This window comes from Luteimicrobium subarcticum, from assembly GCF_002798015.1.
Taxonomy (GTDB): domain Bacteria; phylum Actinomycetota; class Actinomycetes; order Actinomycetales; family Cellulomonadaceae; genus Luteimicrobium; species Luteimicrobium subarcticum.
Genome location: NZ_PGTZ01000006.1, coordinates 43,889 through 60,035 on the forward strand (window position 1 = coordinate 43,889; position 16,147 = coordinate 60,035).

At 74.5% G+C, this 16,147-nt stretch carries 15 protein-coding genes; all 15 read right to left on the bottom strand.

Annotation, left to right across the window (positions count from 1 at the left end):
• Position 1: 1 nt before the first annotated feature.
• The 15 genes from CLV34_RS00785 to CLV34_RS00855 all read right to left on the bottom strand — a co-directional run bounded on the left by CLV34_RS00785 (position 2) and on the right by CLV34_RS00855 (position 16,147).
• Complete coding sequence (locus CLV34_RS00785; protein WP_100348390.1) at positions 2-613, bottom strand: signal peptidase II; 612 nt, start codon at positions 611-613, stop codon at positions 2-4.
• Between the two features lie 62 nt (positions 614-675).
• Complete coding sequence (locus tag CLV34_RS00790; RefSeq protein ID WP_100348391.1) at positions 676-1,134, bottom strand: TraR/DksA family transcriptional regulator; 459 nt, start codon at positions 1,132-1,134, stop codon at positions 676-678.
• Positions 1,135-1,272: 138 nt separating this feature from the next.
• Positions 1,273-1,902 carry a DivIVA domain-containing protein gene (locus CLV34_RS00795; protein WP_100348392.1) on the bottom strand — a complete coding sequence of 210 codons (630 nt, stop codon included), beginning with the start codon at positions 1,900-1,902 and terminating at the stop codon, positions 1,273-1,275.
• A gap of 135 nt (positions 1,903-2,037) precedes the next feature.
• Positions 2,038-2,322, bottom strand: a complete 285-nt coding sequence (locus tag CLV34_RS00800) for a YggT family protein (protein WP_100349102.1) — start codon at positions 2,320-2,322, stop codon at positions 2,038-2,040.
• Between the two features lie 46 nt (positions 2,323-2,368).
• A complete protein-coding gene (locus tag CLV34_RS00805; RefSeq protein WP_100348393.1) occupies positions 2,369-2,884 on the bottom strand; it encodes a cell division protein SepF in 516 nt (171 codons plus the stop codon).
• A gap of 121 nt (positions 2,885-3,005) precedes the next feature.
• Complete coding sequence (locus tag CLV34_RS00810) at positions 3,006-3,800, bottom strand: purine nucleoside phosphorylase YfiH/LACC1 family protein (RefSeq protein ID WP_245858853.1); 795 nt, start codon at positions 3,798-3,800, stop codon at positions 3,006-3,008.
• Complete coding sequence (ftsZ, locus tag CLV34_RS00815; protein WP_100348394.1) at positions 3,797-5,137, bottom strand: cell division protein FtsZ; 1,341 nt, start codon at positions 5,135-5,137, stop codon at positions 3,797-3,799. Before ftsZ ends, CLV34_RS00810 begins: the two co-directional genes overlap by 4 nt.
• 207 nt (positions 5,138-5,344) lie before the next feature.
• Positions 5,345-6,319 carry a cell division protein FtsQ/DivIB gene (locus CLV34_RS00820; RefSeq protein WP_157803643.1) on the bottom strand — a complete coding sequence of 325 codons (975 nt, stop codon included), beginning with the start codon at positions 6,317-6,319 and terminating at the stop codon, positions 5,345-5,347.
• Between the two features lie 101 nt (positions 6,320-6,420).
• Positions 6,421-7,890, bottom strand: coding sequence for a UDP-N-acetylmuramate--L-alanine ligase (murC, locus tag CLV34_RS00825; protein ID WP_100348396.1), 1,470 nt, complete (start codon positions 7,888-7,890; stop codon positions 6,421-6,423).
• Complete coding sequence (gene murG, locus CLV34_RS00830) at positions 7,887-9,008, bottom strand: undecaprenyldiphospho-muramoylpentapeptide beta-N-acetylglucosaminyltransferase (protein ID WP_245858855.1); 1,122 nt, start codon at positions 9,006-9,008, stop codon at positions 7,887-7,889. The genes murC and murG overlap by 4 nt, the downstream gene beginning before the upstream one ends.
• A gap of 12 nt (positions 9,009-9,020) precedes the next feature.
• Positions 9,021-10,529, bottom strand: a complete 1,509-nt coding sequence (gene ftsW, locus CLV34_RS00835) for a putative lipid II flippase FtsW (protein ID WP_100348397.1) — start codon at positions 10,527-10,529, stop codon at positions 9,021-9,023.
• Positions 10,526-11,980 carry a UDP-N-acetylmuramoyl-L-alanine--D-glutamate ligase gene (gene murD, locus CLV34_RS00840; protein ID WP_100348398.1) on the bottom strand — a complete coding sequence of 485 codons (1,455 nt, stop codon included), beginning with the start codon at positions 11,978-11,980 and terminating at the stop codon, positions 10,526-10,528. Before murD ends, ftsW begins: the two co-directional genes overlap by 4 nt.
• Positions 11,980-13,062, bottom strand: a complete 1,083-nt coding sequence (gene mraY, locus CLV34_RS00845) for a phospho-N-acetylmuramoyl-pentapeptide-transferase (RefSeq protein ID WP_100348399.1) — start codon at positions 13,060-13,062, stop codon at positions 11,980-11,982. Before mraY ends, murD begins: the two co-directional genes overlap by 1 nt.
• On the bottom strand, positions 13,059-14,465 hold the full coding sequence (locus CLV34_RS00850; protein ID WP_100348400.1) for a UDP-N-acetylmuramoyl-tripeptide--D-alanyl-D-alanine ligase: 1,407 nt from the start codon (positions 14,463-14,465) through the stop codon (positions 13,059-13,061). Before CLV34_RS00850 ends, mraY begins: the two co-directional genes overlap by 4 nt.
• Positions 14,462-16,147, bottom strand: coding sequence for a UDP-N-acetylmuramoyl-L-alanyl-D-glutamate--2,6-diaminopimelate ligase (locus CLV34_RS00855; protein ID WP_100348401.1), 1,686 nt, complete (start codon positions 16,145-16,147; stop codon positions 14,462-14,464). Before CLV34_RS00855 ends, CLV34_RS00850 begins: the two co-directional genes overlap by 4 nt.

Below are 16,147 nucleotides of genomic sequence, written 5' to 3' on the forward strand. Positions count from 1 at the left end.
CTCAGCCCTTCGTGGAGGCGCCGGGACGCCCCCCGTCCATGCCGACGCCGCGCAGCGCGAGCAGGGCGATGAGGACGGCCGCGACGACGATCGCGATGTCCGCGACGTTCCCGACGAAGAAGTTCCCGTAGCCGATGAAGTCGACGACCCGCCCACGCGCGAAGCCGGGGTCGCGCAGCAGCCGGTCGATGAGGTTCCCGATCGCGCCGCCGAGCAGCAGGCCGAGCGCGATCGCCCATCCCGTGGACCGGATGCGGCGCGCCGCCCGGACGATCAGGACGACCACCACCACGACGACGAGCGTCAGCAGCCAGGTCATCCCGGTGCCGATGGACAGCGCCGCGCCCGGGTTGTAGACGAGCTGGAGGCGCAGGGCGTGGCCGAGGATCTCGTCCACGTGCCCGTCGGCGAGGTTCGTCTGCGCCCACGCCTTGCTGAGCTGGTCGACGAGCGCGACCACGACGGCGATCACCGTGAGGAGGACGACGAGCCGGCGGTCGGCTCCGGCGGGGCGCCGCGCGGGCTCGGGTGCAGCGGCATCCTGCGACTCGGACGGCAGGACGGGCGTCGCAGGGGCGTCGTCGGCGGGGGGCTGATCGGCTGGGTTCGACATCGCCGCTCAGTGTCTCACGCGTTGGGGCGCCGAAGGCTCACCCGCGGCCGCGCCGGGACGGGTCAGCGACGCTCCTCGCGCTGCTTGCAGTCGATGCAGAGCGTGGCCCGCGGGAACGCCTGCAGACGGGCCTTGCCGATCGCCTTGCCGCAGTGCTCGCAGACCCCGTAGGTGCCCGCGGCGATCCGGTCCAGCGCCCGCGCGTTCTGCGTGAGGAGGTCCTTCGTGTTGTTGACGAGCGTGAGCTCCTGGTCACGCTCGAGGGCGCTCGACCCCGAGTCGGCCTGGTCGTCGCCCGAGCCCTCGCCCGAGTTGCGCAGCAGGTTCGACAGCTCCTCGTCGGCCGCGGCCAGCTCCACCTGGAGCCGGGCGTTCTCCTCGAAGAGATCCTGAGCGAGCTCCTCGAGCTCGGGCGCGGTCCACGGCTCCTCGCCCTCCCGCACCGGGAAGCCCGCCACGTCGTGCGCGAGCACGGGGGAATGCTTGCGGGTCGCAGCAGCGGCGGTGTCGCGCTCGGCCATGGTGATCTCCCTCAGTCGGATTCCGCGAGGCTAGACGCCCGCAGAACATCCCACAACACGAACGGTCGGCATCCTGTTCCCGGCGGGCGCACGAACGCCGGCCGCCCCCGGACAGGGCGACCGGCGTTCGTCGAGCGGTCAGATGCCTGCGGACAGGTCCGCGCCGGACGCGCCGCGCGCGGGGAGCGCGCTGCCGCGGGCGTCGATGTCGCCGAGCAGGTTCTGCAGGTAGCTCTTGAGCCGCGTGCGGTAGTCGCGCTCGAAGATGCGGAGCTCGTCGATCTTGCGCTCCAGGAGCGACCGCTCCTGCTCGAGCTGCGACAGGGTGCGACGCGACGTCTCCTCGGCCTCGCCGACGATCCGTGCGCTCTCCTCCTGAGCCTCTGCCAGGAGGCGCTCGCCCTCGTTCTTGCCCGCGTTGACGTAGTCGTCGTGGACCTTCTGGGCGAGCTGAAGCATGCCGGTCGCGGAGGCGGGCTCGGCACCCTCGACGGCCGGCTCGGCCGACACGGCAGGAGCCGGGGCGGGCGCCTCGGTGCGCTCCGGCACGTAGGTCGACTGCTGGGCCTCGGCGCGGCTGAGCTCCGCGATGCGACGCTCGGCAGCAGCGAGCTTGCCCTTGTTCGCCTCGTTCTCCTCCTGGACCGAGTTGAGGGTTCGGACCACCTCGTCGAGGAAGTCGTCGACCTCCTCGATGTCGTAGCCCTCCTTGAACTTCACGGTCGAGAACGTCTTGCTGAGGATGTCCTCGGCGGTCAGCATTGCCATCGCGTCACCTCGATGATGTAGGGCAGTCCGGAAGGGTTCGTCGCCCCAAGGTAGCCGAGACCGGCGCCTGCCCGCCAAAGGGGGCCAGGTCGGCGCGTCGCGCGGGAGCGCTCGCGAGCGCGCTCACGGGCGGGTTCAGCGCGCCAGCGAGCTCATGACGCCGTAGAGCACGAAGACGCCGATGAACAGCACGGTGAACGCCAGGTCGAGGCGCACCTGACCCAGCCGCAAGGGCGGGATCACGCGGCGCAGGAACCGCAGCGGGGGGTCGGTGAGCGTGTACACGAGCTCCGCGAGCACGAGCACGACGCCGCGCGGGCGCCACTCACGGGCGAAGACCTGCACCCAGTCGAGGACCATGCGGGCCACGAGCAGGATGAGGTACACGAACAGCAGCGTCGCGAGGACGGAGAAGATCACCACGGGGGAACTGTGCCATCCTCCGCGGTCGTGGGGCCAGGCACGATCAGCTCGGGTCGAACAGGCCCGAGCGGGAACGCGTCGGGGCCGGGCGCTCCTCGCCGGCCACCTCGACGTGCTCGGGCGAGAGCAGGAACACCTTGTTCGTCACCCGCTCGATCGAGCCGTGGAGGCCGAACGTGAGGCCCGCCGCGAAGTCGACGAGACGCTTGGCGTCCGCGTCGTCCATGTCGGACAGGTTGATGATGACCGGCGTACCGCCGCGGAAGGCGTCGCCGAGCACCAGCGCGTCGTTGTAGGAGCGCGGGTGCACCGTCACGATGCGCCGCAGGTCCGTCGCCGGGCCGGCCGGCGCCTGCAGCGCACGCAGCTCGCGCGACTCCCGCGGCTCGCGGACCTCCCGGGTCTCGCGGGCCGGCTGACGCGTGATCGGCGTGACCGGCGCGAAGTCGGGCTCGGGCTCCGTCAGGTCGTCGAACTCGTCCACGTACTCCCGCTCCTCCGCCTCGCGGTCGTCGGCGAGCCCCAGGTACAGCATGGTCTTGCGCAGAGATCCGGACATCGTGCTGCTCCTCCCCGGTCGTCAGACCGTCGTCTGCGCTCACGCTATGCCCCGCGGCGGGCGTCGCCCGGCAGGACACGCCCGACGCGCCGCCCGACACGCCCGGTGACGGAGCGCATCGTCAGCCGGCCGTGCGCGAGCCGGGAGCCCGGTGCGCGACGACGCCCGCGAACCGCCCGGTGCCGGACGCGCCGTCCCGCCGGTGCGAGTAGAAGCGCGCGTCCTCGACCGTGCACACGTCCGTCCGGTCGACCCGACCCACGCCCGCCGCGGCGAGCTGCGCAGCGACCGCGGCCGGGAGGTCGAGCGCGGGTGTTCCCTGCCGCGTCACCGCCCAGGCCTGCGGCACCCGCGCCGCGACCTCGTCGCGCATCTGTTCCGGGACCTCGTAGCACCGGCCGCAGACTGCCGGTCCGACGTGCGCCCGGAGCCGCTCGGGCCGAGCGCCCGCACCCACGAGCGCCGCGACCGCCGCGGCCACGACGCCCAGCTCCACGCCCCGGCGCCCGGCGTGGACCGCGGCAACGAGTCCGTCGCCGGCTGCGGCGAGCAGCACCGGGACGCAGTCGGCGACCATGACGCCGGCACCGTGGCCGGACCGGGCCAGCACGGCGTCCGCGTCGCCCAGGCTGTCGCGCCCGGCGGCGTCACGCTCCGCACCGTCGGACCAGACGACCGAACGGCCGTGCACCTGGTTCGCCCAGCCGACCGGAGCTCCCACCCAGTCCCGGACCCGCGCACGGTTGGCACGCACGGCGTCCGGGTCGTCCCCGACGTGCAGGCCGAGGTTCAGCGAGGCGTGCACGCCGCGCGAGACCCCGCCCGTCCGCAGCGTGAAGCCGGCGCGCACCCCCGGGCCGAGGTCCACGGCCAGCACGTCCGGACCCTGGACGTGCCGACCGTCGGACGACGTCACTTGAGGAAGTCGGGCACGTCCAGGTCGTCGAAGCCCGCACGCACACGGTCCTGCTCGACGAGGCGCGGCACCTCGACGGGCGAGGACGCGGCCTCGGCCTCGACGACCACGACGCGGTCCTCGGGGACGTCCGCGTCGAGCGGGACGACCGGCCGCGCTCCGGCGTGGTGCGCCGACGGCGCGAACGACGGAGCGCCGCCGTGCCCGCTCGGCACGGCAGGCGTCGCGCCGACCGCGACCGGGACGCCCACAGGGGCGGTCGGGAGCGCGACGGGCCGCTGGCCGGGCGTCACCGCGGGCACCGCGCCGGTCGCCGCGCTCGTGGGACGCGGCACGCTCGGCGTCGCCGCGACCTGGGCGAGCGCGTGCTCGTCCTTGCGGACCTGCGGGCTGCCACCGTCGAACCCGGCGGCGATCACGGTCACCCGGACCTCGTCGCCGAGCGCGTCGTCGATCACCGCGCCGAAGATGATGTTGGCCTCCGGGTGCGCGGCCTCGTGCACGAGACGCGCGGCCTCGTTGATCTCGAACAGTCCGAGGTCGCTGCCGCCCTGGATCGACAGGAGCACGCCGTGCGCACCGTCGATGCTCGCCTCGAGCAGCGGTGACGAGATCGCGAACTCCGCGGCCTGCACCGCGCGGTCCTCGCCCCGTGCCGACCCGATGCCCATGAGCGCCGAGCCCGCACCCTGCATGACGGACTTCACGTCCGCGAAGTCGAGGTTGATGAGGCCCGGCGTGGTGATGAGGTCGGTGATGCCCTGGACGCCGGAGAGCAGCACCTGGTCCGCGGAGTGGAACGCCTGGAGGGCGGTCACCCCGCGGTCCGACATCGACAGCAGCCGGTCGTTCGGGATCACGATGAGGGTGTCGACCTCGCTGCGCAGCATGTCGATGCCCTGGTCGGCCTGGACCGACCGGCGGCGTCCCTCGAAGGTGAACGGCCGCGTCACGACGCCGACGGTGAGGGCGCCGAGCGCCCGCGCGATACGTGCGACGACCGGCGCGCCACCGGTGCCGGTGCCGCCGCCCTCGCCCGCCGTCACGAAGACCATGTCGGCGCCGCGCAGGACGTCCTCGATCTCGTCGGAGTGGTCCTCGGCCGCCTTGCGGCCGACCTCGGGGTCGGCGCCGGCACCGAGGCCGCGCGTGAGCTCGCGGCCGACGTCGAGCTTGACGTCGGCGTCCGACATCAGCAGGGCCTGCGCGTCGGTGTTGATCGCGATGAACTCGACGCCCTTGAGGCCGACCTCGATCATCCGGTTCACGGCGTTGACGCCGCCACCGCCGATGCCGACCACCTTGATGACTGCCAGGTAGTTCTGCGGAGTTGCCACGGTGTGCCTCTCGATCTGGGGTCCTGCCCGGGTGGTGCGAACCCGGCGTGGTACCGGGAGCCAAACCCTCACCTTCAGGTTGAGGGTTATGGTTATGTCATCCTGTCCTGCAGCGAACGTAGGTGGCGTGCCGCCGACCGGCAACGACCACCGCGCGCGTGTCGCCAATTGCTCCTCGACGTGAGCCTGCGGTCGGCGCCCCGGACCTCACCGCGTCACCGGCAGGTCAGGCGCCGACACGTCGAACACCTTCGCGTGCCGACTCTGCGGTGCCGCACGCAGCGCGGTCAGCACGCGGACCTTCAGCGGCGAGTCCTGAGCGCTCCCCCACACCACAGACTGGCCACCCCGCAGCATCAGCGTCACCGTGTCCTGCGTCGTCGCCGACGCCCCCACGACCTCCCCCGACAACGACTCCGGAAGAGCGCCCACCACCGTCAGCACGGCGTCGAGAGCCGGCCGCGACGACTCGCCCAACGGCACCCGGACCACCGGCACCCCCGCCGGCGGCACGGACACCTCCGCGATCGTCGTCGCGTCCACGTCGAGCAGCGCGTACCGGCTGCCGTCCGGCACCGCCGCCACCGGGTCGCGCGGCGTGATCCGCACCGTCAGGCCACGCGGCCACTCCCGCACGATCGCGACGTCCTTCACGCCCGGGACGTCCAGCAGGTGCTCACGCATCGCCACCGTGTCGAGACGCGGCAGCGGCGTCCCCGCCGCGCCGCCCACGATCTGCTCGACCCGGGCCGAGTCGACCAGGTCGCCCGCACCGACCACGCGCACCTGCGACGCCTGTGCCGCCAGCAGCGGCGAGAAGAAGAGCACCCACACCAGCACGCCGACCAGCACCGACACCGACGCCCCCACGGCGAGCCGGCGCCGCCGACGGTGACGGCGCATCGCGTCACGCTCCGCGAGACGGTCCACCATCCCCGTCGACACGACCGGCACCCGCCGCACCGCCGGCACCGCGCCCGTCGAGGGTCGCGACGCGGTCCGCACGGACGAACCCGGCACCGACGGACCCGGCACCGACGGGAGCCGGACGGTCGGCGCGGTGGGTGGGGCCGACACGGCCCGTCCTGCGACCTCCGTGGCACCGCGGTCAGCGACGTCGGCGACGTGGTGGTCGTCCGAGGTCCCGGCGTCCGGCGCGTCCGGCGCGTCAGGCGGGGTCACGGCGTCCGCGTGCTCGGGCGGCGCCCCGGCGCGCGTCGGCGCCGCACGCCCACGGAGCTGTGCCGGGCGGGGGCGCGGCGGACGGCCGGGCCGCGTGCCGCTCACCCCGCGTCCGCCCCGCGGGCCGCGAGCTCGGTGAGGACCACGTCCGCGAGCTCGGTGACGTCGCCCGCACCGACGGTGAGGACCAGGTCGCCGGGACGGGCGAGCCCGGCGGCACGACGGGCCGCCTCCACACGGTCCTCGACCGCGAGCACCTGGGCCCCCGACGCCGTCGGTCCGGTCCGCGACACGATCGTCGACGCGTCGGTCGACGGGTCCGGGTCCTCGCGCGCCGCGTACACGCCGGTGACGACGACCTCGTCCGCGAGCACGAGCGCCGCCGCGAAGTCGTCCGCGAACGTCCGCGTCCGCGAGTACAGGTGCGGCTGGAACAGGACCACGACCCGGCCCTCCCCCGCGACCGGGCGGGCCGCCGCGAGCAGGGCGGCCACCTCCGTCGGGTGGTGCGCGTAGTCGTCGACGACCCGAACCCCGCCCGCCGTGCCACGGTGCTCGAAGCGCCGGCCCGTGCCCCGGAACGCACCCGCCGCGGCCGCCGCGGCGTCCAGCGGCACGCCGAGGAGTGCCGCCGCCAGCACGGCGGCCGCCGCGTTGAGGGCGTTGTGGGCGCCCGGCACGGCCAGGCGGTACGGCACCTCCGTCCCGACCGGCACCCCGAGACCGGCGCGCTCGACGCGCAGCACCGCGCGGACGCCGCCGTCCCGCACCGGCTCGACGTCCTCGACCACGACGTCCGACGCCGGGTCCGTGCCGTACGTCCAGACGTCCGTCCCGCCCCCAGCGTCCCGGGTCCGGTCCGCGAGCGACCGCGACCCCGGATCGTCCTGGCAGGCGACGAGCCGACCCCCTGGACGCACGCGCGCCACGAACGCGTCGAACGCCTGCTCGAACGCCTCGCGCGACCCGTAGTGGTCGAGGTGGTCGGGCTCGACGTTCGTCACGACGGCGACCACCGGGGCGTAGTTGAGGAACGACCCGTCCGACTCGTCGGCCTCCGCCACCAGGGCGTCGCCCGTCCCGAGGTGGCCGCCGGGCAGCGGCCCGTCGTCGGTGAGCACCTGGCCGCCGATCGCGTACGACGGGTCCTCGCCTGCCTCGCGCAGGACCGTCGCGAGCATCGCCGACGTGGTCGTCTTGCCGTGCGCGCCCGCGACCGCGACGCCGCGCCGGTCCGCCATGACCACCGCGAGCGCCTGCGAGCGGTGCAGGACGCGCAGCCCCGCGGCGCGGGCCGCGACGAGCTCGGGGTTGTCGTCACGCACCGCGCTCGACACGACGAGCGTGCGGGCGCCCGCGACCGCGGCGGCGTCGTGCCCCACGTGCACGTGCACGCCGTCGGCGCGCAGGGCGTCGACCGTGGCGCTCGGCCGGGCGTCGGACCCGGTCACCGGCACGCCGGAGGCCGCGAGCAGCCGGGCGACGACCGACACGCCCGCGCCCCCGATGCCGACCAGGTGCGTCGGTCCGAGGTCCGCGAGCGTCGGGGTGGGGTCGTACGCGCGGGTCATGCGTCACCCCGCGCGGCCTGCTCCACGAGGTCGGCGACGCGCGCCGCACCGTCGCGCACGCCGGTGCGGGACGCCGCGCGCGCCATCTGCGTCCGCCGTTCGGTGTCGGTCAGCAGGGTGGGGACGTGCTCGGCCACCCAGGCCGGCGTCAGGTCGTCGTCCGCCACGAGCAGGCCGCCGCCGGCGTCGACCAGCGGCGTCGCGTTGAGGCGCTGCTCGCCGTTCCCGATGGGCAGCGGGACGTACACCGCGGGGATCCCGAGGGCCGCGAGCTCGCTCACGGTGCCCGCGCCGGACCGGCAGACCGCGAGGTCCGCGACCGCGTACGCCTGGTGCATCTCCCCCAGGTACTCGAGCACGTGGTAGCGCTCGACGCCCGCCACGCCGACCACGGCGGTGCGCACCGCGTCGGCCTTGCCGGTCCCGGTCAGGTGGAGGACCTGGGCGCCCGTGGCGAGCAGCTCACGCGCGGCGCCCGCGACCGCCCCGTTGACCGAGGCGGCGCCCAGCGAGCCGCCCGTGACCAGCACGACCGGCAGCGCGGGGTCGAGCCCGAGCCTGGCGGCCGCCTCGCGGCGCGCCGCCGCGGCGTCCGTGAGCCGGCACTCCACGAGGTCCGCGACCTCGCGGCGCAGCGGCAGGCCCGTCACGACGGCGTCGCGCAGCGGCGTGCTCGCGAACGTCACCCCGACCCGGGCGGCCCACCGGGCACCGAGCCGGTTCGCGAGGCCCGGGCGGGCGTTCTGCTCGTGCACCACCACGGGGGTGCCGCGCCGGCGCGCGGCCAGGTACGCCGGCGTCGCCACGTACCCCCCGAAGCCGACGACGACCTCCGCGCCGATCTCGTCCATCGCCTGCCCCGCCGCGTCGACGGCGGCCCGCAGGCGGCGCGGCAGCGCGACCAGGTCGCCGGACGGACGGCGCGGCAGCGGGACGCGCGGCACCACCGCGAGGGGGTAGCCCCGCTGCGGCACGAGCGTGCTCTCGAGGCCCTCCGCCGTCCCGAGCGCGACGACCGTCACGCTCGGCTCCCGGCGGCGCAGCTCGTCGGCCACCGCGAGAAGAGGATTGACGTGCCCGGCGGTCCCGCCGCCTGCCAGCACCACTGATGTCACCACGTACGTGTCTTCCTAGCTGTCGTTGCGGTCGTGCGTCACGATCACGGGGCGAGGTCGTCCCTGCCGTGCGGTCGAGGGGTCTGGCTCTGTCGCGGCGCGTCGTCCGGCGCGGCGACCCGTGCGGCGCCTCTCGGCCGGGGTCCGTCCCGCGGACCGGCGCACGCCGCCGACCACGGCCAGCGACCGGCGGGCCACCGACGGCCGCGCGGCGAGCGCGAGCGCGGCGCCCGGCTCCGTGCGGGCGAACGCCAGCAGGAGTCCCATCGCGGCGAGCGTCGTGACCAGCGCCGAGCCGCCCGCGGACACCAGCGGCAGCGGGACGCCGATCACCGGGAAGATCCCGACGACCACGCCGATGTTGAGGACGGCCTGGCCGATCACCCAGCACGCCACGGCCCCCGTCGCGATCTGGACGAACGGGTCCGGGTGCCGTCGCACGAGGCGGAGGCAGGCGTACGACAGGACCCCGATCAGGGTGATGACCAGGAGGGTGCCGAGCAGCCCGAGCTCCTCGCCGATGACGGCGAAGATGAAGTCGTTGGGGGCCTCCGGCAGGTAGCTCCACTTCTCGCGGCTCGCGCCCAGCCCGACACCCGTGAGGCCCCCGGTGCCGAGCGCCTGGAAGCTGTGCAGGGACTGGTAGCAGGTGGTGGCCGCGTTCGTGGCGGCGTGCTGGCAGCCCTCGAGCGTGGACTGGATGCGCGTCAGCCGGTTGGAGCCCGCCTGGTTGAACACCAGGACGCGGACGACGAGAGCTCCGGCGATGACCATCCCACCGAGCAGGACCCGCAGCCGCACTCCGGCCACGAACAGCGCCCCGACGACGAGCAGCATGAGGACGAGCGCCGTGCCGAGGTCTTTGCCGACCAGGACGAGCCCGACGACGGCGAGCGCGCCGGGCACCGCGGGGACGAGGGCGTGCAGGGTGCGGCCGAGCAGGTTGCGCTTGCGGGCGAGCACGGTCGCGAGCCAGACCGCGAGGGCGAGCTTGGCCATCTCGGCGGGCTGGACGATGACGGGGCCGACCTTGAGCCACGACCTGTTGCCGTTCGCCCCGAGCCCGATGACGGGGACGAGCGCGAGCAGCACGACCGCCGCGGTGAGCGCGGGCCACGCGAGGCGGCGGAACGCGGCCGGTGGGAGGCGGGACGCGGCCACCATGACGACCAGGCCCATGCCGGCGAAGAGCGCCTGGTTGGAGAACGTCCCGTAGGGCGACTTGTTGTTGGCGATCTGCGTGACCGACGAGCTCGACAGGACCATCGGCAGCCCGATCGCGAGGAGCGCGAGCGTCGTCCCGAGGATGAGGTAGTACGTGGTCAGCGGGTTGTCGGCCACGACGGACAGGGTGCTGCGCGCGACACGCTCCCGGCGTGCCGCCTTGTCGCGGGGCGCGCCCGACCCCGCGGGCCGCGCGGCCGGCACGGCGGCGGGGACCGCGGTGCTGCGGTTCGGTCGTCCGGTGGCGGCCGCACCACGGGACGCCCGCGCCACCCGCGGTGCGGACGAGCCCGGCGTCATGCGTGACGACCCGTGTCGGGACCGAGCGCCCGGGCCTCCTCCGCGAAGGTGTCGCCGCGTTCCGCGTAGGAGCGGAACTGGTCCATCGAGGCCGCCGCGGGGGCGAGCAGGACCGTGTCGCCCGGGCGCGCCAGGGCGCGGGCTGCACGGACGGCTCGCTGCATCACGGTCCCAGTGTCACCGGGGTCCACACGCTCGACCGGGATATCGGGCGCGTGTCGGGCGAGCGCGCCCGCGAACGGCTCCGGGTCCACCCCGACGAGCACGACGGCCCGCAGCCGGTCGGCGCGCGCCCGGACGAGATCGTCGAGCAGCGCCCCCTTGGCGAGGCCGCCCGCGACCCAGACCACGGTGCCCGCGGGGAACGCGCCGAGCGAGGCGGCCGCGGCGTGCGCGTTGGTCGCCTTCGAGTCGTCCACCCAGGCGACCCCGCCGGAGAGGGCGACCTGCTCGATCCGGTGGCCGCCCGGCGCGTACGCGCGCAGGCCGTCGCGCACGGCCCGCGCGTCCACCCCTGCGGCACGGGCGAGCGCGGCCGCGGCGAGCGCGTCCGCGACGACGTGCGGCGGGACCGTGCCGTCCGGGGCGCCGAGGTGTGCGAGATCCGCGAGCGTTCCGACCTCGGCCGCCGACGCGTGCCGGTCGGGGGCGTCGGCCGGGAGGTGGAACGCCCGGTCGACGAGGACGTCCTCGACGAGACCGAGCTCGCTGCGCCGCGGGGCGCCGAGCGTGAAGCCGACCGCACGCGCGCCCTCGACGACGTCCGCCTCGCGCACGAGCGCCTCGGTCCGCGGGTCCGCCACGTTGTAGACGCACGCGACCTGCGCCCGCTCGTACACGCGGCCCTTCGCGGCCGCGTACGCGTCGAGCGTGCCGTGCCAGTCGAGGTGGTCGGGAGCGACGTTGAGGACCGCGCCCGCGAGCACCGACATCGTGTGCGTGAAGTGGAGCTGGAAGCTCGACAGCTCCACCACGAGGACGTCGTTCGCCGGGTCGAGCGCCGCCTCGAGGACGGACGGGCCGATGTTGCCGACGGCAGGGGCGCGCAGACCCGCCGCCTCGAGCATCGACGCCAGCATGCCGACGGTCGTCGTCTTGCCGTTCGTCCCCGTGACGGCGAGCCACGGCGCCGGGGTCCCCGCACCCGGGCCGGTGGCGCGCGGCACGCGCAGGCGCCACGCGAGCTCGACCTCGCTCCACACGGGCACACCCGCCGCGACGGCCTCCACCAGGACGGGGTGCGTCGGCGGCAGGCCGGGGCTCGTCACGACGAGGTCGAACGACTCGACCTGCCCCGCGAGGTCCGCGGGACGGACGTCCGCGTCCTGTGCCCGGTCGTCGACGGTGACGACCTCGCGCGCGACGTCTGCGAGCACCCGGGCGCAGGCCCGTCCGCTCGCTCCCAGGCCCGCGACGAGCACGCGGGCACCGGGGAGCGCGACGTCCGGCACTACGTCACCACCCACTCGCCGTAGAAGACGCCCATCCCGAGGCTCGCGCAGAGTCCCGCGATGAGCCAGAACCGGATGACGATGGTGACCTCGCCCCAGCCCGACAGCTCGAAGTGGTGGTGCAGCGGCGCCATCTTGAACACGCGTTTGCCGGTCGCCTTGAAGTACCCGATCTGGATGACGTCCGACATCGCGACGATGACGAACAGACCGCCGATGATCGCCGCGAGCAGCTCGGTGCGCGAGACGATCGAGAGCCCGGCGAGCGCACCACCGAGCGCGAGCGCGCCCGTGTCGCCCATGAAGATCTGGGCGGGGCTCGCGTTCCACCACAGGAATCCGAAGCAGGCGCCCATGATCGCGGCGGCGATGATCGCGAGGTCGCGCGGGTCGCGCACCTCGTAGCAGGCCGTGACGGCCTCGACCGCACGCTGGCAGTTCTGGTTGAGCTGCCACACCGTGACCATGAGGTACGCGCCGAACACGACGATCGAGACGCCCGTCGCGAGACCGTCGAGACCGTCGGTGAGGTTCACCGCGTTCGACCAGGCCGTGATGAGGAAGTTCGCCCAGACCACGAACAGCACGACGCCGATCGTCGCGCCCGCGAACGCCAGGTCGACCTTCGTGTCGCGCAGGAACGAGATGTACGTCGAGGCAGGCTTCAGGCCGTTCCCGTTGGGGAACTGCAGCACCAGGACGGCGAACGTGATGCCGACGACCGCCTGGCCGATGATCTTCGCCATGGGCGACAGCCCGAGGCTGCGCTGGCGCCGGATCTTCGTGTAGTCGTCGAGGAAGCCGATGAGGCCCAGGCCGCACGTCAGGAACATCACGAGCCACGCCGACGCGCTCGGCGCCCGGCCCGTCATGACGCTCCCGACGACCCAGCCGACCACGGCGGAGCCCAGGATGACGACGCCGCCCATGGTCGGCGTGCCGCGCTTCGTGAAGTGCGCGGTCGGTCCGTCCTGCCGGATGAACTGGCCGTAGTGGTGCTTGACGAGGAACCGGATGAACCACTTCGTGCCGAACAGCGAGAAACCGCCGGCGACCACGCCGGCGACCACGATCGCGATCACGCGGGGACCTCCAGACCGGTGAGCTCGTTCGCGAGCCGCCACAGGCCCGCGCCCTTCGAGGACTTCACGAGGACGACGTCGCCCGCGACCAGCTCGTCGCGCAGGAACGCCGACGCCTCGGCGACGTCGGCCACGTGGACGACCTCGTCACCCCAGGAGCCCTCGCGGACCGCACCGTCGACGATGCCGCCCGCTCCCGCTCCGACCACCACGAGCTTGCGGATGTTGAGCCGGACGACGAGCTCGCCGAGCTCGTCGTGCACCGCGCGCGAGTCGGGTCCGAGCTCCAGCATCTCGCCGAGGACGGCGACCGAGCGGCGACGCTGCGACGCCGCCATGACGGCCAGGGCGCGCAGCCCGGCTCGCATCGAGTCCGGGTTGGCGTTGTACGCGTCGTCGATGATGCGGATGCCGTCCGGTCGGTCGACGACGTGCATGCGGTGCGGGCTCGCGGCACCGGCCTGCGAGAGCCGCGCAGCCACGTCCACCGGTGCGACTCCGAGCTCGAGCGCACCGGCAGCGGCGGCGAGCGCGTTCGTCACGTGGTGCTCGCCGACGAGCCGCAGCGCCACGTCGTGGGTCTCGCCCGCGGCGTGCAGCACGAACGCGGCCCGGCCCTCGACGTCGATCCGCACGTCCGTCGCCCGGACGTCCGCGGAGGGGATCGTGCCGAAGCGCACGACCGGGCCGTCGGTCAGCGAGGCCATCGCGGCGACGCGCAGGTCGTCCGCGTTGAGCACGGCCGTGCCGCCCGGGCGCAGGCCCTGGACGAGCTCGCCCTTGGCGCGCGCCACGGCGTCCACGCTGCCGAAGTACCCGAGGTGCGCGCTGCCGACGACCAGCACGACGGCGACGTCGGGCGGCGCGATCCCGGTGAGGTAGGTGAGGTTGCCCTCGTGGTCCGCGCCCATCTCGAGGACGAGGAAGCGCGTCTCACGGTCCGCGGACAGCACGGTCAGCGGCAGCCCGATCTCGTTGTTGAACGAGCCCCGCGGGACGACCGTCGGCCCCTGCGGCGACACGAGCGCGCCCAGGAGGTCCTTCGTCGTGGTCTTGCCCACCGACCCGGTCATCGCGACGACCCGCACGTCGGCCTCGTCGCGCAGCGTCGCGAGCACGTGACGCGCGAGCGCGCCGAGCGCCGCCTGCACGTCGTCGACGACGACGCACGGGACGTCGAGCTCACGCTGTGCCAGCACCAGCGCGGCCCCCGCCGCGACCGCCCCCGCCGCGTAGTCGTGGCCGTCGACGTGCTCACCCGGCAGCGCGACGAACAGCGCCCCCGGCACGACCTGGCGCGAGTCCACGACGACGGGCCCGGTCACCCGGGTGTCGTCGGGGTGGGCGGCACGCACCGTGCCGCCCGTCGCTGCGGCGACCTGCGCCGCAGTCAGCTCGATCATGCGTCCTGCTCTCCCGTGTCCTTGGCCGCACGGTCCGCGAGGGCCGCGCGTGCTTCGACGCGATCATCCAGAGGATGGTTCACGCCGTCGATCTCCTGCCACACCTCGTGCCCGCGGCCCGCGACCAGGACGGTGTCGTCCGGGCCGGCGTCGAGCACCGCGTCACGGATGGCCCGCGCCCGTGGCGCCGCCTCGCGCACCACGGTGGCACGCCCCCCGGCGGCCTGCGCGGCCCGTGCCCCCTCGAGGACCTCCGCACGGACCTGACCTGCAGGTTCACCGTGCGGGTCGTCGTCGGTCACGATCACGACGTCCGCACGCTCGACCGCAACCCTACCCATGATGGGACGTTTGCCCCGATCACGTTCGCCGGTCGCGCCGAACACGACGACGAGGCGCCCTGCCGTGGTGGGGCGCAGCGCGTCGAGCGCCAGCGCGAGCGCGTCAGGGTTGTGCGCGAAGTCCACGACGGTGCGCGGCCGGTCGCCGACCGTCTCCATGCGGCCGGGCACGACCGGGCGCACGCCACCGGACCGCGTGAGTGCCGCCGCGAGGTCGTCGACGCCGACACCGGACTCGAGGACCATCACGACCGCGAGCGCGACGTTCGCGAGGTTGAAGCCGCCCGGGAGCGTCGTCGTCACGTCGAGCGACCGCCCGTCGGCGTGCACCAGCCGGAACTCCTGCTGGTGTGCCCCGGCCTCGACGTCCAGCACGGTCCACCCGTCCCGCTCGCCCCGGCCCGTGAGGTCGAGCGCGACGACCGGCACGGTGGCCTCGTCGAGCAGGCGCTGCGCCCAGGCCCGCCCCTCACCCCCACCGGGCAGGACGACCACGCCACGACGCGACCGGTCGGGGGCGAACAGCGTCGCCTTCGTCGAGAAGTAGGAGTCGAGGTCGCCGTGGAAGTCGAGGTGGTCCTGGCTGAGGTTCGTGAAGCCCGCGACGTCGTAGACCACGGCGTCCACCCGGTGCAGCGCCAGGGCGTGCGACGAGACCTCCATGGCGAGCGCGTCGACGCCGTCCTCGCGCATCGTGGCGAGCAGTGCCTGGAGGTCGCCCGCCTCGGGCGTCGTCAGGGCGCTCGGCACGGCCCGGCCCGCCGAGCGGGTCTCGACCGTGCCGACCAGGCCCGTGGTACGGCCCAGGGCTGCCAGCAGGGTGTCGAGGACGTACGTGGTCGTCGTCTTGCCGTTCGTACCCGTCACGCCGAACGTCGCGAGGGCTTCCGCAGGCCGGCCGTGCACCCGCGCGGCCACCTCGCCGAGCACGGCCCGCGGGTCGTCTGCGACCACGACCGGGACGTCCAGGCCGCCGCACTGCGCCGCGCCCGCGTCGTCGGTGAGCACCGCCACGGCACCGCGCGCGACCGCGTCGGCGGCGAACCGCGCCCCGTGCACGCGGGCGCCGGGGAGCGCGACGAAGAGGTCGTCGGGGAGCGCGGCACGGTTGTCGATGACGACCCCGGACACGGTCGGCAGCACGAACCCCCGGGTGCCCGCCGACGGCGTCCCGGCCGGCAGGACGACCCGCTGCGCGACGCCCTCGACGACCTCGTCCAGCGGGCGGGGCGTCGGCCGCGCGGGGCGCAGGCCGGCCGGGCCGGGGGCGGTCGTGGGTACGTGGCTCACAGGGGAAAACCTATCGTGCGGAGCACCACGAACCGGTCGTGGTTCGGTCAT